Origin of the sequence: Nocardiopsis alborubida, from assembly GCF_012396365.1 — a bacterium.
Lineage (GTDB): Bacteria > Actinomycetota > Actinomycetes > Streptosporangiales > Streptosporangiaceae > Nocardiopsis > Nocardiopsis alborubida.
Window position 1 is genome coordinate 17,044 of the sequence record NZ_JAAXPG010000007.1, and the last position, 19,991, is coordinate 37,034.

Consider the following 19,991-nt stretch of genomic DNA (forward strand, 5'->3'; position numbering starts at 1 on the left):
GTGTGTCAGGTGGTGGTGGCCAGTGCGAGGTGGAGGTTGCGCTCGACGATGTCGAGCATGAGGGCGCGGTCGGGGAAGCCGCCGTCGAGCAGGCGCAGGGGCCCGGCGACCAGGGACAGGTGCAGGGCCAGGTCGTACAGCGCGGTGCGGGCCGTCCAGGGGGGCGGGTGGCCGGGCGCGGGTGGTGGTCGCCAAAGCGCAGGCGCAGGAAGGAGTGCTCCCATTCCACGTCGAAGAACATCAGTCCCTCGATGTCGATGAGCACGGGGTCGCCCTGGGCGTCGACCAGGACGTGGTCGGGGCCGAGTTCGCCGTGGATGAGCACGTGGTCCCGGCGGGGTTCCACACGCGCGGCCAGGGTGTGCAGGGTGTCGGTGAGGCGTGCGCGGCCCTGGCGCACGCGCGGGTCGCGGCGGGCGGCCTCGTCCAGGTCGGTCAGGGCCCGGTCCAGGACCAGCTGGTGGCAGGAGGGGGCGGTGGGGGTGCCGCCCGCGCGCAGGTGGGCGACCTTGCCGAAGGAGGGGGCGGTGCTGGGGTCGGCCGGGTCGGCGCCGTGCGCGGTGGCGGGCTAGTAGTCCTCGCTGTCGTGCCACAGGTAGGCGATGACGGTGGTCTGGTCCAGGGCCAGGCGGTAGACGCCCTTCTTGGAGCCGCCGCGCAGGCGCTGGACGGCGCGGGCGGGGCCGGGGCGTTGGAGCAGGTCGGGGACGGCGCGGGCGAGGTGGGCGGCGGGCGCGCTCATGGCACTCCTGAGGGGTGTGGTGGGGTGAGCGGTCATCTTCGCACGGTCCCGGTGGGTGTGCCCGTGGTTTTCGTCCGTCTCGCCCGCGCCGCGGCGCGCCTGCTCGTCGGTGCGGGGCTCAGGCGCGGTCGATGGGGGCCAGGACGCGGGAGAGCAGGTCGGCCAGCTGGGCGCGTTCGTCGCTGGTCAGGGGGTGCAGGACGTCGGCCTCGCGGTCGAGCTGGTCGGCGAAGAGGGTGTCGGCCAGGGCCTGTCCGCGTTCGGTGAGGCGGACCTGGACCTCGCGGCGGTCGCGTTCGAGGGGGGTGCGGGTGATGAGTCCGGCGGCTTCCAGGCGGGTGAGGCGTTTGGTGGTGGCGGCGCCCGAGGAGATGGTCTCGCGGGTGAGTTGGCGGGGGCGCAGTCCGTGGGGGGAGCGGCGCAGGGCGGCCAGGACCTCGAACTCGGGGCGGGTGACCTCGGCGTCGGCGAGCCCGTCCTCGGTGACGTTGTTCATCAGGGCGGCCAGTCGAAGGACGCGTCCCATGGCGGCCATGCCGATCAGGTCCAGGTCGGGGCGCAGGCGCGACCAGCTGTGGAGGAAGCGGGAGACGGCGTCGCTCATGGTGTCCTTCGCGTGCGTGGCGTGGCTGGTCGCCGGGTTCGGGCGGGTGTGCCCGCGGGCGGGGTGCCGGGCGGAGTGGGCGGTCTCTCCTCCGTGGAGGGTTGTCCTGCCCTCAGAACATCCTAAGATAGTTTACTTGTGAATTACTTTTATCGCCTGTGGGTGGCACTACGCCGCACCCTCACCACCCGCGGGGCCTTCGCGCCCAGGCCCGTGCGCGGCAACATCGCCGTCACCGCGCTGCGCGCCGGAGTGTGCGTGGCCCTGCCCCTGCTGGCGCTGCACGCCATCGGACGCACCGACCTGGCCCCCTACGCCGCCATGGGCTGCTTCACCGCCCTGTACGCGCGCGACGACACCTACGCCCGCCGCGCACGGCTCCTGGCCGTGATCGGCGCGACTTTGACCCTGGCCGTGGCCCTGGGCGCGCTGACCTCGGCCGTGCTACCCCACCCCCTGGCCGCCATCACGGTCGTGGCCCTGGCCGCCGGAGGGGCCAAGTACCTCTCCGACGCCCTGGACTTCGGCGCCCCGGCCGGGCTGATGTTCGTCTTCGCCGCGGGGGTGGCCGCCTACAACCCCCAGACCCTGTCCGCGCTGCCGGTGGTGGTGGCCACCACCGCGACCGCGGCCGCCCTGTGCTGGACGCTGGCCGTGGTCGGCGCCCTGGTCCACCCCACCGCCCCCGAACGCCTGGCCGTCGCCCGCGCCCTGCACGCGCTCGCCCGCCACCTGCGCCACCCCGCACCAGCGACCCGGGCCGGGACCGAGGCCGCCCTCCAGCGCGCCTGGCACGTCCTGCTGTCCCGCCCCGGCCACGCTCCGGCCCGCCGGGGGCTGGAGGTCCTCACCGCCCGCGCCGAAACCCTGCTCACCGGCACCGGCGAACGCGTCGGCGACGCCCGCGCCGCAGCCGAGATGAGCGAACTGGCCCGCCGCCTGCGCACCGAACGCGCCGTCGAACCCCTGGTCGGCGCCGACGAACACGCCGCCCTGGCCCGGACCGCTGAGCACCTGCGCCGCCACCGCACGCCCGCGCCCGGGGCGGGCGAGCGCCTGCGCGCCGCACTGCGCGCCCCCTCGCCCACCCCGGTGTCGGTGGTGCGCATCGTGCTGGCCTGCCTGCTGGCCGGGGCCCTGGCCTGGGCGCTGGGCATGGGACACGGCTACTGGGCGGCCGTCTCGGCCGGATCGGTCCTGCAGGCCGTCAACGTCACCACCACCTGGCACCGCACCCTGCAACGCGGCACGGGCACGGTCGTGGGCGTGGTGCTGGCCGCCGCCCTCTTCTCCCTGGACTACTCCCCGCTGGGCGTCATCGCGCTGGTGGTGGCGTGCCAGATGGCGGCCGAGCTGGTGGTGACCACCAACTACTCCTACGCCATCGTGTTCGTCACCCCGCTCACGCTGGCCCTGTCGGGCCTGGCCCACGCCGACCCGGGCGCGGACGGACTGGCGGCCGAGAGGCTGTGGGCCACCGTGCTGGGCGCGGCGGTCGGGCTCCTGGTGTGCGCGGCCGTCGCCAACCGCCGCGCCGGGGACCACCTGCGCGAGGCCCTGGCCGCGTGCGAGCGCGAGCTCGCCCGGGTGCGGGAGTGCGCGGGCGCCGACGCGGCCGCGCGCAGGCGTCTGTCGCACAGCCTGGTGGCGCTGCGCGCCTCCCACGTTCTGGCCTCGGGGGAGCCGTGGCTGGCTGGGGCGTGCGCGCAGGAGGTCCAGGACGTGGAACGGCGCGCCCGTGCCCTGCTGGACGGGGCCGCCCTCCCCAGCTGAGCTGGCCATCCCGCCTGGTGTAGTGCCCGGCCTTTCGCCGCAGGGGGCCTCGCGCACCGGAACGGGGCCGCGCCCGCCGGGCGCGCTGAGCCCCGCACCGGCGGCCCCGACCGCGGCTGGGACGGGGCGGGAACACCATCGAGCGCGGCGGCTGGTGCCGGGCCCTTCGGGGCCCGCCGCGGCGCTCAGCGAAGTGCCGCGGCCTCCACACCCAGGAGTTCACTCCAGGCCCGCTCGCCCAGCTCAGTGATCCGCAGCGCCCGGCCCGAACCCACGCGCGCGCACCAGCCCGCCTCCAGCGCGTGGCGGCACAGCGCCGCCCCGGCCGTTCCGGCCAGGTGCGGGAGGCGTTCGGTCCAGTCCAGGCAGGAGCGCACCAGCGGGCGTCCGCCCCCGCGCGCCAGCGGTATCCGCTGCTCGGCGAACCAGGCCACTCCGGCCTCGGTGAGCGCGAACCCGGTGTCCTGGGTCAGCAGACCCCGCTTCGTCATGGCCTCGGTGACGGCGCAGCCCAACCGCCCGGCCAGGTGGTCGTAGCAGGTGCGCGCCCGGGCCAGGGCCCGGTCGGCGTGCACGGTGCGCAGGGTGCGCGGGCGCCGGGCCAGCGCCGGACCCGGGTCCACGTGCGCGGCCAGGGCCTCCACCAGGTGTGCCACCGCCTCGTCGGCCAGGCGCACGTAGCGGTGGCGGCCCTGGCGCTCCTGGGCGAGCAGGCCGCCCTCGACCAGCCGGGTCAGGTGCTCGCTGACGGTGGAGGCGCCCACCCCGGTGTGGCGGGCCAGCTCCCCGGCGGTCCAGGCGCGCCCGTCCAGAAGCGCCAGGCACACCCCGGCGCGGGTGGGGTCGGCCAGCAGGGAGGCCAGGGCGGCCAGGCGGACGGCGTCGGGAGCGTGCATACCTCCAGGATGGGGCGCGCACGGTGCGGTGGCGACCGAAACATGGCGCGCGGCCGGTGCGGCGTTGCCCTCACCGGTCGGCGCCGCCAGGACTCCCGGCAAGCATCGGCCGCCCGGGCGCTCCCCGGGGCCTCCGCGCACGGCGCGAGGGCCCCGAGCCGGATCAGGAGAACCTGTACGCCGGAAAAGGGGGCGGCGCCCCTGCCCGCGGGTAGGTAGGAAGCGAGGCCGCGTCCGTGGACGCCGGGCCCGAGGGAACGGCATGTCCAGCCCGCACCCGCGGCGAGAAACCACCGCCGCGACGCCTGCGGGCGCGCTTCACCGAAGAAGCCTCACGATCGGGCACCGTGAGGCCGCGCACCGATACACCCGAACCCGGCAACCCCGCCGCATCCAGGAGGCATTCCGTTAGCACCACCACCGTCCAGCTCTCCATAAGCCAGCCCAACGCCGACGACGTCAAGGTGTTCTGGCGCCGGGACCACCCCGAACTCCTGGCCCTGGCACTGGTCGACGTGGCGCCCGGAGTGACCCTGCACCTGCATGACGACAGCGGGGACCGCCCCTACCTGGACAGGCTGATCGAGACCCTGACCCAGGTACGCGACCGGATGTCCGAGCAGCCCCCGGAGCAGGACGTCTGAGGCCCGTCCCCGGTTCGACGACCGCCCGGTCAGCGGGTGCCCGTCACCACGGTGGCCTCCCACTCCGGGCAGGTGACCACCTCACAGGCCAGACCGCCCCGGACGAAGGCCTCCCGCGCCGCGGGAACCTGCTCCTGGCCCACCTCCACCAGCACCCGGCCGCCCGGCGCCAGCCACCGACCGGCCCCGGCCGCGACACGGCGCACCAGGTCCAGTCCGTCCGGGCCCCCGTCCAGGGCCCGCCGGTCCTCGTGCACGCGCGCCTCCGCGGGCAGCAGCGCGATCCGGTCGGTGGGGACGTAGGGCACGTTGGCGACCAGCACCTGGACGCGGCCGCGCAGGTCCGGGGGCAGGGCGTCGTACAGGTCGCCCCGGTGCACCCCGCGCCCGGGCAGGTTGCGCCGGGCGCAGGCCACACTGGCGGCGTCGATGTCGGCGGCGTGCAGGGTGATGTCGGCGCGGGCGTGGACCAAGGCCGCGCCCAGGGCCCCCGAACCGCAGCACAGGTCGACGGCCAGGGCTCCGGGGGTGAGCAGGGCGGCGGCCTGGCGGGCCAGGAACTCGGTGCGGGGCCGGGGCACGAACACGCCCTCGTCCACGTGCACGCGCAGCCCGCAGAACCGGGCCCAGCCCAGGACGTGTTCGAGGGGCAGACCGGCGCAGCGGCGCCGGACCATCAGATCCTGTTCTTCGGGGGTGCGCGCGGTGGAGGCGATCAGGCTCGCCTCCTGCTCGGCGAAGACGCAGCCCGCCCCGCGCAGACGCGCGACGAGAGCGGGGGAGACCGGGGACAGTGGGGATGCCACGAGAGCCTTTCGACGAACTGTCGGGCGCTCCGGCTACGACGCGAGTGTGTGTCCTCGCGGTGGGAACGCCCCTCCTGCGACAGCGGTGATCGTCCTCACCCCCTCGGTTGTGCGGTTCGGTGCCACGGAACCCTATCCCACCGCGCCCGGTTCAGGAGGTGCGGGGCGGCATCGGCAGGCGTTGCAGGTCCTGGGCCAGGGTGACGGGCCCGTCGAACTCGGCGGCGGCCTCGGCGAGGAAACGGGCGTCGTCGTCTTCCTCGTAGCGTTCGGAGATGTGGGTGAGCACCAGGGTGCGCGCCCCGGCGCGCGCGGCGACGCGTCCGGCCTGGCGGGCGGTCAGGTGGCCGTAGGCGCTGGCCAGGTGTTCCTCGGTGTCCAGGTAGGTCGACTCGATCACCAGCATGTCGGCTCCGCGTGCGAGTTCGACCGCCTCCTCGCACTCGGCGGTGTCCATCACGAACGCCATGACCTGGCCCCGGCGCGGCCGCGCGCAGTCGGCCAGTTCCACGCGGCGCCCCTCGGCGGTGGTGACCGACCCCCGGCGCTGGAGTTCGCCGACCATGGGGCCGCGCACACCGTGGGCGGCCAACCGGTCGGGCAGCATCCGCCAGCCGTCCGGTTCGGCCAGCCGGTAGCCGTAGGCGGTGGTCGAGTGGCGCAGCGGCAGCGCGGTGACGCGCAGGTCCGGCTCGCCCAGCGGGCAGGAACCGGTACCGCCGACCGGCTGGGGCAGTACGACGTCGGTGTCGTGGAAGGCGGTGGCGTGGCGCAGCCGCCGCCAGTAGTGCTCGCCGTCGGCGGGGTAGGACACGCGCACGGTGTGGGGCACCCGGTCGCGGGCGATGCGCTGGATGGTGCCGGGCAGGCCCAGGCAGTGGTCGCCGTGGAAGTGGGTGACGCAGACGCGGGTGATGTCGGTGGCGGCCAGGCCCGCCAGGCGCATCTGGCGCTGGGTTCCCTCGCCGGGGTCGAACAGGACGCCGTGGGTGTCCCATCGCAGGAAGTAGCCGTTGTGGTTGCGGCGGCGGGTGGGCACCGCGCTGGAGGTGCCCAGGACCACGAGTTCGCGTACGGACATGGGAGGGATCCTGCCACAGCACCGGGCAGGGCCCCTCCGAGGCGGCGGGCGGGTCCTCCGCCGGGGGCGTCGGGGTGGTGCGCGTCCTTCCCCGTGCCCTCGGGGCGGGGCCGGAACGTGCCGTGCGGGCGTGGTTGTGTGCACTGGCGTTCCGGGTGGAGCAGCGGTCGCCGAACACACGCGTCGAGGAGGGGCCGTTATGGCGTGGAACACCCGTCAACTGGCCGAGTTGGCCGGAACGACCCTGCGCACGGTGCGGCACTACCACGGCATCGGCCTGCTGGCCGAGCCCGAGCGCGGCGCCGACGGCCACACACGACAGCCAGGCCCCGCAACCCCTGGTACAAGGGATTCCCCCGATCCGGTCTCGCCGTGGACCACGACGACGTCGCCCGGGACCTTGACCCCGGCGGCGATGGTGCGGATGGATTCTCCGCGCCGACCGCGGGCCAGGACCGCGGCACGCTTGTCGTCGTCGACCACGCGACACCCGGCTGCGGCGTGGCGGGTGTTCGTCTAACGGCCGGTTGGTGAACGCGCGGGCGTCGCCCGTCGTCCGCCGTCTCCACCCCCTGATCAGCGCCCTTTCGCTAGTTGGCGGCTCGTCGCAGCTTCAGGAGTGGCGGGCCGATAGGGGCACCGGCTTGGCCCGATCGGCTACTGGCCGCTGCGGGTGCACGACACCTTGTTCTGAAATGCATCTCGCGCATGCCGCCGTCGGGATGATCAAATGGCTTGGTGACCGACCACGATGAGGCGGCGGCCGTCCGATCGTCGACGCTGGCGTGGGTGAGCCGGCACCTGGAGGCCGGCGAACGGATCGTCGGAACCGAGGTACTGCGCGGCGGCATCACCGCCGACATGCGCAGGCTGACCATCGGCACGCGACACGGAGGCACCCGGGACCTGGTGCTGCGGACCTTCGTCGACGTGGAGCACGCCGAGGAGGGGCTGAGCGGGGAGGCCGGCGCCCTGACCCTGCTCACGGGGACCTGCGTGCCGGCTCCCGGACTGGTCGCGGTCGATCCGACGGCCGCGCATTGCGAATACCCCTCGCTCCTCATGACCCATCTGGGGGGGGCGGACGGTCCTTGACGACGAGGGAGTGGAGACGCGTGTTCCCCTGCTGGCCCGCCAACTCGTAGCGATCCATGCGGTGCGACCCGCTGAGCGGCCCCGGGAGTATGTGGCGTTGACGACCGCCGACACCGTCGTCACTCCCCGGGGTGCCGAAGCGGCGGCATGGGCCGCGGCGATCGACGTGATCCGCGGGCCCGCGCCGTCCTATGCAGGGCGTTTCCTGCATCGGGACTTCCAGCCCGGCAACGTGCTGTTCGACGTGGTGCCCCCACGGCCGGGAGGTGTCCGGGTCACCGGCGTCGTGGACTGGGTGGCGGCCTGTTGGGGCCCGGCGGATCTCGATGTGGCGCACTGCTCCACCAATCTCGCGCTGCTGCACGGACCGGAGTGGGGTCTGCGGTTCGCGGATGCCTATGAGGAGGTCGGCGGTGTGTTGGCCGCGACCGCGGGCGAGCGGCTGTACTGGCAGGTGCGCGACGCGCTGGCGTGCTCGGAAGAAGTGCGGTCGGTCTCGCGGCCGTGGAGGCAGGCGGGAAGGGCGGAGTTGACGACGCGTGCCGTGGAGGCGCGGCTGGATGCCTATGTCACCGCTCTCATGGACGCGTTGGCCTGAGCGGGTCTGCTGACCAGGTCTTGTGATCTGCTCCCTGGTGCCGCCCTGCGGTGGCGTGACGGGTCAGATCTCGTCGTCTTCGGCGGTCTCGGGGTCGCGCGGCTCGCGGATGGCGCCGGGGGCCAGCTCGGGCAGGGCGAAGGTGTAGGTGCCGTGCACGCCCAGGTGGGAGTGGACGAACGGGGACGGCCGGGCCAGGTCCTCCTCCCGAACCGGGTAGCCCTGGTCCTTCAGCCGGCGGACGGCGGCGTCGAGGTAGACGGTCGTCCAGAGGGTGACGCAGTTGAGGACGGGGTCGAGCGCGCCGAGCTGGTTCTCCAGGCCGCGTTCGTAGCGGTGGGAGAGTTCGCCCAGCCGGCGCGGTGGCACCAGCGCTTCGGCCCCCAGATCGGCGAGTTTCAGGCCCTCGTCGGCCACCTGGTCCAGCGCCTTGATGACCGTCGGGCCCGACGAGCGCGGCGCCACGTTCTTGCGCCACCGCTCCAGGTCCGATATCCGCGACCCGGCCGCGACCTCCAGGAGCTGATCAAGCACGTGGCGCTCTCCACCTGCTCGGCGACGAACTCCAGTACCGCGCCCGGCACGTCGAGCGGGTCCTTTCGAAACGTCCCCAGCCACCGCACCGTCACGAGCTGGAGCGCGAACCCGAGCTTCATGTGCTGGCCGCGCCGCTGCGCGACCTGCGCCCGGTCCTGGTCCTCGAGGAAGAACACCCGCTCCAGATCAGCCCGCGACGGCGGCCCCGCGTACCGCCGATAGGCGGCCGCCCCTTCATCGGTCAGGGACTCCACTGGCATAGGCCACAAAGTAGGTCCGGCCGACCGGCGGCAAACCCAGGGCGACCGAACCGTTGCAGATCGTCGGGGCATGTCAGTGCCACCCGCGTCGGAACGCCGGGTGGCGGTACGCCCGCCCTGCGCGACCCGCTGACGCCATTGGCCGTTCGATTGCTGCTCAAGCCCCGACATCAACACCACCCGCCGCCAAGCCCTGACCACCAAGGCCGACAAGGCCCGCGCCTTGGAGGCGCTCACCACCGACCGGTGAGAGGGCGGCGCGGCACGGACCTGCCTTGCGGCTGGTGGCGGGGCACCCCGTCGATTTGCCCCGTATACCCCGTAAGGGTATACGTTGGAATACCTGGGAGGGGTATCAGGTTGGCGCCGTGAGCTGGGATGACCATCCGGATCCCCCAAGACCATCACGGGTTCACCGAGCAGGTGCGAAGGAGACGGTGTGACAGCGACAGCAGAACGGAGCGGCGGATTGGTGCCGCTGCTGGTGATCGTGACGGCGCAGTTGATGCTGGTGCTCGACGACTCGATCGTGAACATCGCGCTGCCGAGCATCCAGCAAGAACTCGGCGTGGACGCGGTGCACCTGCCCTGGGTCGTCAACGCCTACATCCTCGCGTTCGGAGCGCTCCTGCTCCTCGGCGGCCGGATCGGGGACCTGTGGGGACGCCGCCGCACGCTGCAGGCGGGCATCGCGATCTTCGTGCTCGCCTCCCTGGCAGGCGGCTTCGGACAGAACGCCGCCATGCTCATCGCCGCGCGCGCCGTCCAAGGGATCGGTGCGGCGCTGACGGCTCCCAACGCCCTGGCGCTGATCGCCACGACCTTCGCCGACCGCAAGACGCGCGACACCGCGCTGTCGCTCTACGGCGCGATGTCGGCCTTGGGCATCGTCGTGGGCCTGCTGCTGGGAGGGGTGCTCACCGACGTTCTCGACTGGCGGTGGGTGTTCTTCATCAACGTTCCCATCGGTCTGCTCGTGCTGTGGGGCAGCCGCACCCTGGTCACCGCCGACCGCCACCAGGGCCGACTCGGTGCTGTGGGCGCGGCGCTGGGTACCGGCGGGATGGTCGCGCTGGTGTATGCGATCACCCGGTTCGGCGAGGACGGGTTCGCCGACCCGGTCGCACTGTTCCTGCTGGGTGCGTCGGTCGTACTGCTCGTGGTGTTCGTCCTCGCCCAGTCCCGCGGCTCCAGCCCCCTGGTGCCGCTGAGCCTGTTCCGTGATCGCAGCCGCGCCGGCGCCTACGTGACCATGCTGCTGCTGGCCATCGGTCCGATGGGTTCCTTCTACGTCATCACCCTCCACCTGCAGCAGGTTCAGCAGTTCAGCCCGCTGCAGACGGGCATGGCGTGGTTGCCGTTCGCCGCCGGCCTCGTCCTGGGCGCGGGGGCCGGTCCGAAGCTGCTGTTGCGCTTCGCCCCGCGGTTCGTCGCCGCTTTGGGGGCGCTCCTCGGCGCCGCGGCGGCGTTCTGGTTCTCCGCGATCACCGTGGACACCGGCTACTGGCTGCACCTGGCACCGGCGATGTTCGTCCTGGCGCTGGGCTTCGGACTCGGCGTCATCACGCTCACCCAGGCCGCGGTCTACCGTGTCGACCCGGACAAGGCCGGAATCGCCTCGGCCCTGCTCAACTCCGCCCAGCAGATCGGTGTCGCCCTGGGCCTGACCGTTCTGGCGGGGATCGCCGCCACCGTCACCGCCCGGCCCGAGAACACGGTCCTGGCCACCGACGAAGCCTTGGTCGCCGGATACGGCACCGCCCTGGCCGCGGCCGCGGGTCTGCTCGCCGCCGCGGCGGCGCTCGCCCTGACCACGCTCAACGCCCGTCCGATCGCAGAACAGGGCAGCTCCGGACCGGCTGACACAGAAACCGAAACGGCGAGCTGAGACCGGTGGCGGGGTCGAGCCACACCATGAACGGGGACACCGGCGGCTCCAAGGGGTCGACGGGAGAATGGTCGGGCCGGGGCGCCCCGGCCCGACCCGACACCCGGACCACGACACCGCCGGGCACTCAATCGGGTGGCCTCGCGGGCCCGCCTTGACCTTGACCCGAGGTCAAGGCGGATGCTGAGCGCATGACCAGTTCGACCACCTCACCATGGACGGGCATGGTGCCCGTTGACGACACGGCCCTGTCGGTCACCGACACCCGCGGCCCCGGCCCCGCCGTTGTCTATCTCAACGGCTCCTACGCCAGTCAGCGCTCCTGGCGGCGTGTGATCGCCGATCTCGGCCCCGAGTGGAGACACCTGACCTACGACGAACGGGCTCGCGGCGGGTCGAAGCGGTCGGCGGACTATTCCTTTGAGGGCTGCCTTCGTGACATTGACACGGTTGTCGAGGCGACCGCGGTCGACCGGCCGCTGCTGGTCGGCTGGTCCTACGGGGCGGCGCTCGCGGTGCACTGGGCCGACCGCAACCCGGGCCGGGTCGCTGGCGTTGTCTCGGTCGACGGCGCGGTTCCGTGGGGGCTGACCGGGGAGGAGAACCGGGAACGGATCCGGCGCGCGTTTCGCAGCATGCGGCCGGGGCTGCCGCTGGCGCGCCCGTTCGGCCTGGCCGCCTCGATGAGTGCCGCTCAGCACGCCGAGGTCAACATCGAGATCAACGAGGTCTGCGCCGCCCTCGAACCGGTATTGGACCGGCTCTCCTGCCCGGTGCGCTACGTCCTGGCCTCGGGTGCCAACCTCGGCGGTGGCGCGGAGGAGATGGCGCAGATGCGCGCCTCTCTTGATCCGGTGCTTCGCCGGAACCCGAACCTGCGGGTCAGCACGAAGGTGAAGAGCAACCACACGCAGATCCTGCGCAAGGACTTCCGGGCGGTCGCCGCCGCCGTACGGGAGACCGCCGCCGCGCGGGCTCGGGAGGAGCGCTGAGTCGATGACCGAAGGGGTGACCATCGGCCGGGCGGCCGCGTTCGCCAACATCACGATCAAAACGGTGCGGCACTACCACAAGCTCGGCCTGGTCGGCGAACCAGCGCGCGACAGCTCGGGTTACCGGCGATACAGCTCGGCCCAACTGCTGAGGTTGACGCAGGTCAGGACCCTGGCCGCCGCCGGAGTGCCGTTGGCCGACATCGGCCCCCTGCTCGACTCCGACGCCGCGTCGTTCGCGGCGACGCTCAACGATGTCGAGCGGCACCTCACCGAGCGGATCGCCGAGTTGACCACGCGGCGGGACATGCTCCACCGGCTTGCCTCCGGAGACCGGACCTTGTTGCCCGACCGCGCCGTAGCGATGTCGGAGGGAATGCCGGCCCTCGGCTTCACCCCGGAGGACGTGCGGACCGCCCGAGAATCCTTCGTGCTGGCCAAGGCCTTGGTCCCCGAAGGCTTCGACGACTACCTCACCGACATCGAACACGCGCTGCGCGACCCCCGCTTCGTGGAACTGACCAAGCGCAGCGCCGACGTCATCGGCTGGGGACCGGACGACCCCCGTGTTGCCGAACTGGCTGCTGACATGGCCGAGCACTACCTCGCCAACCCCGCGCAGCTGAGGATCGTGACCGGCCTGCAAGCCCCCACCGAGACCGCGATCCGGTACCGGCTGATCGCCCACCACGGAGAAGAACAGGACTCCGCGGCAGCCCGCTTGGCGTCGCTCGTCGAAACGAGGCTCCGCTCCGCCGGGATCGACATCCCCAGACCGGATTGCCGCTGAGCAGCCCCACCACGCGCCGATCGCCTGTCAGACATGGAGCGAGGAGTTCTCCTGCGCCGTCGACGAGTACGGCGGCCTGGCCGGGGTCATCGACGACCGAGGACCTGGCCGAGGAGCTGGTCGGCGAGATCGCCGACCAGCACAGCCCCGCGGAGGAGGCCCCGCCCTACCGGGACGGTGAAGGCTCCTACCTGGTCCCGGCGCCCCGCACGTCGACGAGGCGGAGCGCCTGACCGGGCACGACCTGGTGGGTACTGCGTGGGGAGGCGAAGAGGCCCCGGGAAGGTTTCCGGTCCTCAGCGCGCCTCCTGCCCGGCCAGGGCCTCCTCGAACCGGCGCCCGGCCGAGGCCACGATCCGCTCGCTCTGCCCCGGGCGCGGGGGCTCGGCCTTCGGGGTGCGGCACCGGTTGACCACGGCCTGGGCGAGTTCGGTGCGGTCGATCCCCACCGGGCGCACCTGGTCGGCCAGCCACCGGGCGCGCTGGTCCTCCTCGTCCTCGATGGCGGCGTGGATGCCGTACTCCTGCCGGATCTGGTGCCGGTGGCATCCCGGAACCCGGGTGTTCCACGGGTACCTGCCGAACAGGGGTGGTTCTCCCGGTCGACGCCGCACGAGCAGAAGCGGGGCGAACAGTCTGCGATGACGGTACAGCCCTCGCTGTACCCATCGCGTTCTCGGGCTCCGACCAGGGCTCTCTGCGCCAGTGCCAACGAAACTCCGGCCTCCCCTGCCCTCTTTGTGGCAACACATGTAGTAACACCTTATAAGGTTCACTTATCGGAGGTGAGAATGCGGGGGCCTCCGGGGCTGCATTGCATGTGCGGTATTGCTTTACGTTTCTTATTAACGTAACCAACGAAACGTTATTAAGAGGACTGCGGAACGGGTGCGCTGAGCACAGCCCGTCCAGGGGCGAACGCAGGGGGTTTGGGGGCGCGTTGGTCCGGTCTCCGCGAGGCCGACGTGCCGTAGGCGACGAGGAGCCCGCTCTACAACTGGGGTGCTGGGCGTCCGCTCGGCGAAGGCGTTCGGCCTCCTGCGCGCGCACGGCTTCGCCGTACACCACGGACACCGGGCGAGCACCGCGAGGAAGAGGAAACGGCGATGCCGACTCTGGGAATCATCGGAAGCGGGAACATCGGGACCGCGGTCGCGCGGCCGGCGGTCGCGGCGGACATCGACGTGCTGATCGCCAACTCACGCGGCCCCCGGAGCCTGGCCGGTCTGGTCGAGGAGCTGGGCCCCGTACGAGCGCCGCCACTGTGGAGGAGGCCGCCCGTGCGGGGGAGACGACCGTGCGATGACGCAGGCCCCCGCCGCTCCGGTCCCGGCCGGGGAGCTGCGCGCCGCCCTGGAGGGGGAGTGAACCAAGTAAGCCCGAAAGGGGCAATGGCCCCGGCCACCAGTGATGTGGACGCGTGTTGGGTTGCGGTTCGGTGAACCTTCTGCAGCCCTGATCAACCCCCGGCTACCGTGTCCGCGACCTCCTACCCCCGTTCTGGAGAGGCTCGCCGGTGACCTCGATCGAGCGCACTGCCTACCCGCAGTTCAAGAAGCTGACCTCCGCGCGGATGCTGCACGTGTCCTTCACCCCCAACGCCGACGAGATCGGATGGGCGACCGAGCGCACCAACACCCCTGAGGCCCTGTTCGCGGTGGTGCTCGCGTTGAAGTGCTACCAGAAGATGACGCGCTTCCCTTCGGCGGGCGAGATTCCCGACGAAGTTATCGACCACGTGCGGCGCTGCCTGGACCTGGACGAGGACGTCGAACCCGACCACGGGGCGGGACGCACCGCCAAATGGCACCGCAAGCAGATCCGCACCCGCCAGGGCGTGACCTACGATCCACCACGGGCCCGCAAGATCGCCGCCGAGGCCATCGGTGAAGCCGCCCGATTCAAGAACTACCCACCCGATCTGATCAACGTCGCGCTGGACCGCCTGGTGGAGGCGTCGCTGGAACTGCTGGGGTTCTCCACGCTGGACGAGATGGCCACACGCATCCGCGCGCAGGTCAACGCCGAGATCTTCGCCCAGGTCAACGACCGCATGGGTGAGGAGGGCCAAGCCCGCCTCCACGCCCTGGTGGCGGTGGCCGAGGACGGGTACTCGATGTTCAACCGGCTCAAGAAACCCGCCAAGCGCGCAACCTGGTCACGGTTCAAGGCCCAGGCCGCCTACGTGGCCGAGGTGGACGAGCTCGGCGACACCCACGCCTGGCTGGAGGGGGTGGCGCCGACCAAGGTCACCGACTTCGCCGGGGAGGCCGCTGCTCAGGACGCCGACACGCTCTCGCGCTACGACCCTGTTAAGCGCTTGGCGTTGGTGGCGTGCCTGGTGCACACCGCCCGAATGCGCGCACGCGATGACCTGACGCAGATGCTGTGCAAGCGGGTGGCGGCCAACACCAAGAAGGCCAAGGACGAACTGGAGGAGATCTGCCTTGGCGGTGTTCACCGGCGGCATCAACCTCGGCCCGTATGAGGCGGCCAAGCACATCGCCGGGATCACCGCCCGGGAGCTGTCGATGGTGCGCAACCGCCACATCGACCTGACCAAGCTCAACAAGGACCTGACCTTCTTCCGTGCCACGGACAAGGTGGTCTACCCCAGCACCGATGAGCTGTACGGGGAACGAGGCCGCAACGTCATCGACTTCAAGCTCATCGAGCGGCACTGGCACGACCTGATGCAGGTCGCCATCTCCATCAGCGAGGGACGACTGTCCTCAGCGACGCTGATGCGGCGCCTGCGCTCCAACTCGCGCAAGAACCGCATCTACAAGGTGTTCCGCGAGGTCGGCCGGTCGGTGCGCACCGTGGCGCTGCTGCGCTTCCTGGCCGACCCCCAGTTGCGGGCGCGCATCACCGCGGCCACCAACAAGGTCGAGTCCTACAACGACTTCTCCCAGTGGCTGCGGTTCGGCAACAACGGGATCCTGGCCGACAACGACCCCGACGAGCAGGAAAAGCTCATCAAACTCAACACGTTGCTGGCCAACCTGGTCATCTTCCACAACGCCCTGGACATCGCCGAGGTGGTGCGCGGCCTGGTCGCCGAGGGATGGACCATCACCGCCGAGGAGATTGCCGCACTGTCCCCCTACATTCGCGCCCACATCACCCGGTTCGGCGCCTACGCCACCGATGTCCTCGGGATCGAACCGGAGGCGTTCAACCCGGACTTGGACGAGATCGACTTCACCGTCATGGACCTGGCTGCATGAACTTGTTCCGCAGCGCCGGGCACAGGCACGGTGGCCACGGAACAGGCCGCCCGAACGAGCCGCTGATCAGAATGGAAGCAACACTGCTAAGGATGCACTCTTACCGTCAGGGCTCGCCCGGGACACGGGGCCAATCCGGAACGTCGGCTCAGGCTTTGGACGAAGGGTTGGACGGCGCCCACAACATGAGGGCCAGGCCGACTGCGAGCGGCCCGGACCACCACATCTGATACCAGAACACCTCGCCCAACTCCTGCCACGGTGTGGTGCCCAGAGCAACCCCGATCAGGGCGCCCAAGGCCACGGCCTGGACCATTCGCCCAGGCAGAGGCGTAACCAAACGCAGGGCCAGTAGCAGGGCCACCACCATGCACGTAGTGAGGAAGATCCTGTGCGTGACGAGATCGGGAACTGCGGCATCCCAGGAGGTCCAGCCCAGGTAAGCTGCCACGCCCACGAGCACGACCGCGCCCGCCGCGGGAAGGATCCTCGTGCGTTCTGTTGCTGTTCGCTGTTCTTTGGGGTTGTGGGTCATAGTCATAGGGTCCCCTTCAGTGCTGTGCCCATTCCTTAACGGTTCTAGGCGCAGGAGTCGCGCCACCGGCACGACCGGGCTGTGCAGCAACTGTTCAGTGCCAGGCAGGCGGGGCACCACAATCCCAGGCAGCCGATACAGGAATACACGGTTCCGCAGGCGAAGGCACACGGAACACAGCAGTTGGCGCCACAGGCCACATCCATGCTGGTGCACCGACACGTGTAGCACGCGCCTGAGCAGTCGCTGTCGGAGCTACAGTTGGCGAGGGTCCCGGGTTCGTTTGCAGCGACGGCGAGCTCGCCCTTGTCCACGACCGCCAGGAAATGCGCCTTGCTGTTCGCCTCATCGGCTTGGAGAGCGATCGACCGTCGTTGGGTCTGCCCTGCCCAAGTGGCTTCGTAGTACAGAACGACAGCCTCTGCCTTCTGCCACACCAAGGCCGTGAGTTCGCCTCCGTCGGTGCCTGCGATTTGGTGCGTGACCGCTTTGAGTTCCTCGGCTCCGGAGTCCTCGGGTGTGGAGGAGCGCAAATCGTTCATTTCTTCGGGTGGCCCCACTAGCTCAGCGCTCATCAGACGCTGCATTTCAGACGAGCGTTGAGCCTTGGACCAGGCATGATCTAGGGATTCACCGGAGAGCTCCTGGCCATTGCGCAGGTCCAGTTGCGCCAGCCAGTCGTCCTGGGCCGCAGAATCTTGCACCTCGGCCGCTGCCGGTGTGCGTAGCCCAGCGAATACTGAGAAAGCCGCCGTGGCGGCGGTAACCGTACCTACCATGCCTCGGCGGCTCATGCCGTTGGTGCGGGGGAGGGGTTGGGCCGCCTCGCTGATGCGCTTCCATATGTTCCACGCCTTGGCTGGTCCCAGGTGTTTGAACAGATGCCAGCGCATCGCCAGCCCTCGCAGGGCCGTGGCCCGCTGGCCGTCCACCAGCAGCAGGACCGGCTCTTCGCCTTGGAACCCCGGGGCAGCGTTGGCCAGCATCCCTTGAACCTCGGAGCTTCTCATGTCCTTGACAGTCAGCCACCCATTCGTTTCCTTCTCTACGCTTTGGGCGACTTGTGTACAGAACGCACATCCGGCGTTGTAAGACAAGTATCCGCATCATCTCTCCATAGAGGTTGGGGAAAGTGTAGGTTCCACACCGTGGATACTCACTCACAAAGCGCGAACAAAACCCAAGGAATACGACACTTATCGTTATCCCACGTCTATTGACGAGGTTCTGGCTGGTCAAGGGTGAGATGTGTACAGCGAGGGATCTCATGGCCACATCCGGCCAGCCCAGTATTTACGCCTCGACCTTCCTCCGTTTTAGAACAAGAAGCGATACAAAGCTTGGCTCAGCGCCCATCGGCCCCGTAGCCAATATCACGCCGCTCCGCCTCGGTCGAGAGGACGTTGGCGCATAGGTCTGGATCCGTGGCTTCGCATGCATCTGTTCAGCCCTGGGCTGGGCCCAACTCGCGGTGTGCCCCCGAGGCGCGCAGTTCCTTCAGATCAGGGATGTGGTTGTACAGGGTCCCCGGGCTGACGCCGAGCAGCTTGGCGATGGAGGTCACCGAGTACTCGGGGTTGGGCAGCATGTCGCGGGCCGCGCGGATCAGGTCGGCGTTGACCACGCTCGGGCGCCGGCCCACCCGGCCGCGGGCCCGCGCGGCGGCCAGCCCTTCGCGGGTCCCGACCACGATGAGCTCGCGGATGAACTCGGCCAGCGGTACCCGTCCCATGCGGTACTCGCTCGCAGGCCCCCCCGGGGTCGGCCAGTCCGAAGGAGATGCCGAACAACAGCTTCATGTCCGGCTCGACGCCCAAGGACTCGCGCACGACGTCGGCGTGGGAGCCCAGCATGGTCTGCGGGATGCCCGCCAGGCCGCGTGCCTCCAGCGCGAGCAGAAAGCCATGCGCGGCGAGTGAACTCCGCCTGAGTGACGTCTGCCCCGTCGGCCGGAGCGAAGGAGAAGGAGGCGCCGGTCGACGCTTCGACGGACCGCACTCACCCCCCACCCGGACGAGAACGGAAAGGAGGGGGTGCGCGCCGGGCGGGCGCACACCCCCTCCATACGAGGTCAGCCCTTGTGGGGGCCGCGACGTCCAGGGACGTCCAGGACCCGGACGACGCCGAAGCGGTCCTTGAGCATCCCGTAGGGCGGCGCCCACTGGGAGGGCTCCAGCGGCTGCACGATGAGCGGGCCTGTTCCGGGCCGAAGACCATCACGGTGACGCCGCCGGTGATCTCCTGCGCGACGTCGCCCTCGACGACCGTGGCGTTCCACCCGGCCTCGGCCAGCGTCCGGGAGGCCACGTACTCGTGCAGGGCGTTGACGTGCTCGCCGTGGTCGTCCCCGTCCCGTCGGGGCCCGGCGCCGCGGCACCGGGCCCCGACGGGACGGAGGTCAGGCGTCGCCGTTGAGCATGGCGGCGGTCAGGACGCCGCCGGCGACGCCCCAGCCGCCGTCGGCGACCTCCTCGATCAGCACGACGGTGGTGGGTCGGGCCCGCTCACCGTAGATCTCCGCGTACAGGTCGGTGGTGCGCTCGACAAGCTTCTTCTTGTCATCGGCGGTGATGGTGCCCGCGGGGACCTTGAAGTTGGCGAAAGGCATGGGTGTTCCTCCTTGGATGGGCTCTTCCGTGATGCGGAAGCATGTGTCCGGGTTCGGCTGTGGCGTTACACCATGCCCCCGTTGGCTCGAAGGACCTGGCCGTTCACCCAGTGCCCTGCCGGGCTGGTGAGGAAGGCGACCACCTGGGCGATGTCCTGCGGGGTGCCCAGCCGCTCCAGGGGCGGGGCCTTGGCGAGCTGGTCGATCTGCTCGGGCGTCTTGCCTTCGAGGAACATGTCCGTGGCTGTGGGGCCGGGGGCGACGGTGTTCACGGTGATGTCCTGCCCGCGCAGCTCGCGGGCGAGGATCAGCGTGATCGACTCGACGGCTGCCTTGCTCGCCGCATACGCGCCGTAGGCGGGGAACCGGGTGCCGACCACGGAGGTCGAGAACCCCACGAACGAGCCGCCCGCGCGCAGTCGTCGGGCGGCCTGCTGGGCGACGACGAAGGCGCCGCGGATGTTGGTGCGGTGCACGGCGTCGAGCACCGCCAGGTCGAGGTCGGCGATGGGCGACAGAGCGAGTCGGCCGGCGCAGTTCACCACGACGTCCACCTCGCCGAACACCTGTTCCGCCCGGTCGAACACCTCGGCGACCGCGTGCTCGTCCGCCACGTCCGCCTGCGCGGAGACCGCCCGACCGCCGGTGGCCGTGATCGCCGCCACCACCTCCTCGGCGGCAGCCGCGTCGCGGGCGTAGTTCACCACGACGGCAAGGCCGTCCTGGGCGAGTCTGAGGGAGACCGCCCGGCCGATGCCGCGTGATCCGCCGGTAACGACGGCGACACGCGTGTCCGGCGAAGGGGTGCTCGTGGAGTGGTCCGTAGTCATGTCCTCCACGGTGCACGGCGCCGACCGGCGGAACCAGGGGATCTCATCCCCTGTGTCGGCGGCCCGGCCGGACGCAGAATGG

Annotated in this window: 21 protein-coding genes and 5 pseudogenes; 12 read left to right on the forward strand and 14 right to left on the reverse strand. The window is 70.8% G+C overall.

The features are described from left to right. Nucleotides 1-5: 5 nt before the first annotated feature. The 3 genes from HGB44_RS31865 to HGB44_RS08885 all read right to left on the reverse strand — a co-directional run bounded on the left by HGB44_RS31865 (nt 6) and on the right by HGB44_RS08885 (nt 1,346). Nucleotides 6-224, reverse strand: a complete 219-nt coding sequence (locus HGB44_RS31865) for a hypothetical protein (RefSeq protein ID WP_231972460.1) — start codon at nt 222-224, stop codon at nt 6-8. A 344-nt stretch (nt 225-568) separates the two neighbouring features. Continuing rightward, nucleotides 569-742, reverse strand: a complete 174-nt coding sequence (locus HGB44_RS31870; RefSeq protein WP_231972461.1) for a hypothetical protein — start codon at nt 740-742, stop codon at nt 569-571. Nucleotides 743-860: 118 nt separating this feature from the next. Then, nucleotides 861-1,346, reverse strand: a complete 486-nt coding sequence (locus tag HGB44_RS08885; protein WP_061081003.1) for a MarR family winged helix-turn-helix transcriptional regulator — start codon at nt 1,344-1,346, stop codon at nt 861-863. Nucleotides 1,347-1,484: 138 nt separating this feature from the next. Here HGB44_RS08885 and HGB44_RS08890 point away from each other — a divergent pair, with 138 nt between their 5' ends. After that, nucleotides 1,485-3,119 carry an FUSC family protein gene (locus tag HGB44_RS08890; protein WP_231972462.1) on the forward strand — a complete coding sequence of 545 codons (1,635 nt, stop codon included), beginning with the start codon at nt 1,485-1,487 and terminating at the stop codon, nt 3,117-3,119. A gap of 185 nt (nt 3,120-3,304) precedes the next feature. Here the strand turns inward: HGB44_RS08890 and HGB44_RS08895 are convergent, their stop codons facing one another. After that, nucleotides 3,305-4,015, reverse strand: a complete 711-nt coding sequence (locus tag HGB44_RS08895) for an ArsR/SmtB family transcription factor (RefSeq protein ID WP_061081004.1) — start codon at nt 4,013-4,015, stop codon at nt 3,305-3,307. A gap of 347 nt (nt 4,016-4,362) precedes the next feature. Between HGB44_RS08895 and HGB44_RS08900 the strand changes: the two genes are divergently transcribed. Further along, nucleotides 4,363-4,659, forward strand: coding sequence for a hypothetical protein (locus HGB44_RS08900; RefSeq protein ID WP_231972463.1), 297 nt, complete (start codon nt 4,363-4,365; stop codon nt 4,657-4,659). Between the two features lie 29 nt (nt 4,660-4,688). Here HGB44_RS08900 and HGB44_RS08905 read toward each other — a convergent pair whose 3' ends face one another. Beyond that, the gene (locus HGB44_RS08905; RefSeq protein ID WP_061081005.1) at nt 4,689-5,465 is read right to left on the reverse strand and encodes a putative protein N(5)-glutamine methyltransferase; all 777 of its coding nucleotides are present in this window, start codon (nt 5,463-5,465) and stop codon (nt 4,689-4,691) included. A gap of 151 nt (nt 5,466-5,616) precedes the next feature. Next, nucleotides 5,617-6,546, reverse strand: coding sequence for a ribonuclease Z (locus tag HGB44_RS08910; protein WP_061081006.1), 930 nt, complete (start codon nt 6,544-6,546; stop codon nt 5,617-5,619). Nucleotides 6,547-6,745: 199 nt separating this feature from the next. Between HGB44_RS08910 and HGB44_RS08915 the strand changes: the two are divergent. From HGB44_RS08915 to HGB44_RS31570, 4 genes and pseudogenes are all read left to right on the forward strand, one after another. Next, a pseudogene (locus tag HGB44_RS08915) lies at nt 6,746-6,859 on the forward strand (MerR family DNA-binding transcriptional regulator); the annotation flags it as partial. Beyond that, a pseudogene (locus tag HGB44_RS08920) lies at nt 6,858-6,941 on the forward strand (IS5/IS1182 family transposase); the annotation flags it as partial. The pseudogenes HGB44_RS08915 and HGB44_RS08920, both read left to right, overlap by 2 nt. Nucleotides 6,942-7,284: 343 nt before the next feature. Further along, nucleotides 7,285-7,641, forward strand: coding sequence for a phosphotransferase family protein (locus HGB44_RS31565; RefSeq protein WP_210751389.1), 357 nt, complete (start codon nt 7,285-7,287; stop codon nt 7,639-7,641). A 10-nt stretch (nt 7,642-7,651) separates the two neighbouring features. After that, nucleotides 7,652-8,239 carry an aminoglycoside phosphotransferase family protein gene (locus tag HGB44_RS31570; protein WP_210751390.1) on the forward strand — a complete coding sequence of 196 codons (588 nt, stop codon included), beginning with the start codon at nt 7,652-7,654 and terminating at the stop codon, nt 8,237-8,239. 63 nt (nt 8,240-8,302) lie between these two features. On the opposite strand, the gene HGB44_RS32690 is transcribed toward HGB44_RS31570, so the two are convergent. Beyond that, entirely contained in the window at nt 8,303-8,773 is a 471-nt protein-coding gene (locus tag HGB44_RS32690) for a Tn3 family transposase (protein WP_061081007.1), read from the reverse strand. Nucleotides 8,774-8,820: 47 nt separating this feature from the next. Beyond that, nucleotides 8,821-9,588 (reverse strand): annotated as a pseudogene (locus HGB44_RS32825) (DUF4158 domain-containing protein); the annotation flags it as partial. On the opposite strand from HGB44_RS32825, the gene HGB44_RS08940 reads away from it, so the two are divergent. The 4 genes and pseudogenes from HGB44_RS08940 to HGB44_RS08955 form a co-directional block, all read left to right on the forward strand. Continuing rightward, nucleotides 9,476-10,924, forward strand: coding sequence for an MFS transporter (locus HGB44_RS08940; protein WP_231972464.1), 1,449 nt, complete (start codon nt 9,476-9,478; stop codon nt 10,922-10,924). The pseudogene HGB44_RS32825 and the gene HGB44_RS08940 overlap by 113 nt on opposite strands. Nucleotides 10,925-11,115: 191 nt before the next feature. After that, on the forward strand, nt 11,116-11,916 hold the full coding sequence (locus HGB44_RS08945; protein WP_061081009.1) for an alpha/beta fold hydrolase: 801 nt from the start codon (nt 11,116-11,118) through the stop codon (nt 11,914-11,916). Nucleotides 11,917-11,920: 4 nt separating this feature from the next. Continuing rightward, the gene (locus HGB44_RS08950) at nt 11,921-12,706 is read left to right on the forward strand and encodes a MerR family transcriptional regulator (protein WP_061081010.1); all 786 of its coding nucleotides are present in this window, start codon (nt 11,921-11,923) and stop codon (nt 12,704-12,706) included. A 40-nt stretch (nt 12,707-12,746) separates the two neighbouring features. Further along, nucleotides 12,747-12,953, forward strand: a pseudogene (locus HGB44_RS08955) (hypothetical protein); the annotation flags it as partial. 49 nt (nt 12,954-13,002) lie between these two features. Here the strand turns inward: HGB44_RS08955 and HGB44_RS08960 are convergent. Beyond that, nucleotides 13,003-13,320: a DUF4158 domain-containing protein gene (locus HGB44_RS08960; RefSeq protein ID WP_061081011.1), complete on the reverse strand. Its 318-nt coding sequence runs from the start codon at nt 13,318-13,320 to the stop codon at nt 13,003-13,005. Between the two features lie 492 nt (nt 13,321-13,812). Between HGB44_RS08960 and HGB44_RS31875 the strand changes: the two genes are divergently transcribed. Together HGB44_RS31875 and HGB44_RS32905 are read left to right on the forward strand one after the other, a co-directional pair. Next, on the forward strand, nt 13,813-14,148 hold the full coding sequence (locus HGB44_RS31875) for an NAD(P)-binding domain-containing protein (RefSeq protein ID WP_233458636.1): 336 nt from the start codon (nt 13,813-13,815) through the stop codon (nt 14,146-14,148). Between the two features lie 74 nt (nt 14,149-14,222). After that, a pseudogene (locus HGB44_RS32905) lies at nt 14,223-15,936 on the forward strand (Tn3 family transposase). Nucleotides 15,937-16,084: 148 nt separating this feature from the next. Here the strand turns inward: HGB44_RS32905 and HGB44_RS08975 are convergent. The 5 genes from HGB44_RS08975 to HGB44_RS09000 form a co-directional block, all read right to left on the reverse strand. Further along, entirely contained in the window at nt 16,085-16,471 is a 387-nt protein-coding gene (locus HGB44_RS08975) for a hypothetical protein (RefSeq protein WP_168443989.1), read from the reverse strand. 44 nt (nt 16,472-16,515) lie between these two features. Next, nucleotides 16,516-17,481 (reverse strand): hypothetical protein, encoded by a 966-nt coding sequence (locus HGB44_RS08980; RefSeq protein WP_168443990.1) that lies wholly within the window; start codon nt 17,479-17,481, stop codon nt 16,516-16,518. Between the two features lie 434 nt (nt 17,482-17,915). After that, nucleotides 17,916-18,203 (reverse strand): helix-turn-helix domain-containing protein, encoded by a 288-nt coding sequence (locus tag HGB44_RS08985; protein ID WP_269458479.1) that lies wholly within the window; start codon nt 18,201-18,203, stop codon nt 17,916-17,918. Between the two features lie 666 nt (nt 18,204-18,869). Beyond that, the gene (locus HGB44_RS08995) at nt 18,870-19,079 is read right to left on the reverse strand and encodes a 4-oxalocrotonate tautomerase family protein (RefSeq protein WP_061081905.1); all 210 of its coding nucleotides are present in this window, start codon (nt 19,077-19,079) and stop codon (nt 18,870-18,872) included. Between the two features lie 65 nt (nt 19,080-19,144). Beyond that, a complete protein-coding gene (locus HGB44_RS09000; RefSeq protein ID WP_061081943.1) occupies nt 19,145-19,909 on the reverse strand; it encodes an SDR family oxidoreductase in 765 nt (254 codons plus the stop codon). Between the last annotated feature and the right edge of the window lie 82 nt (nt 19,910-19,991).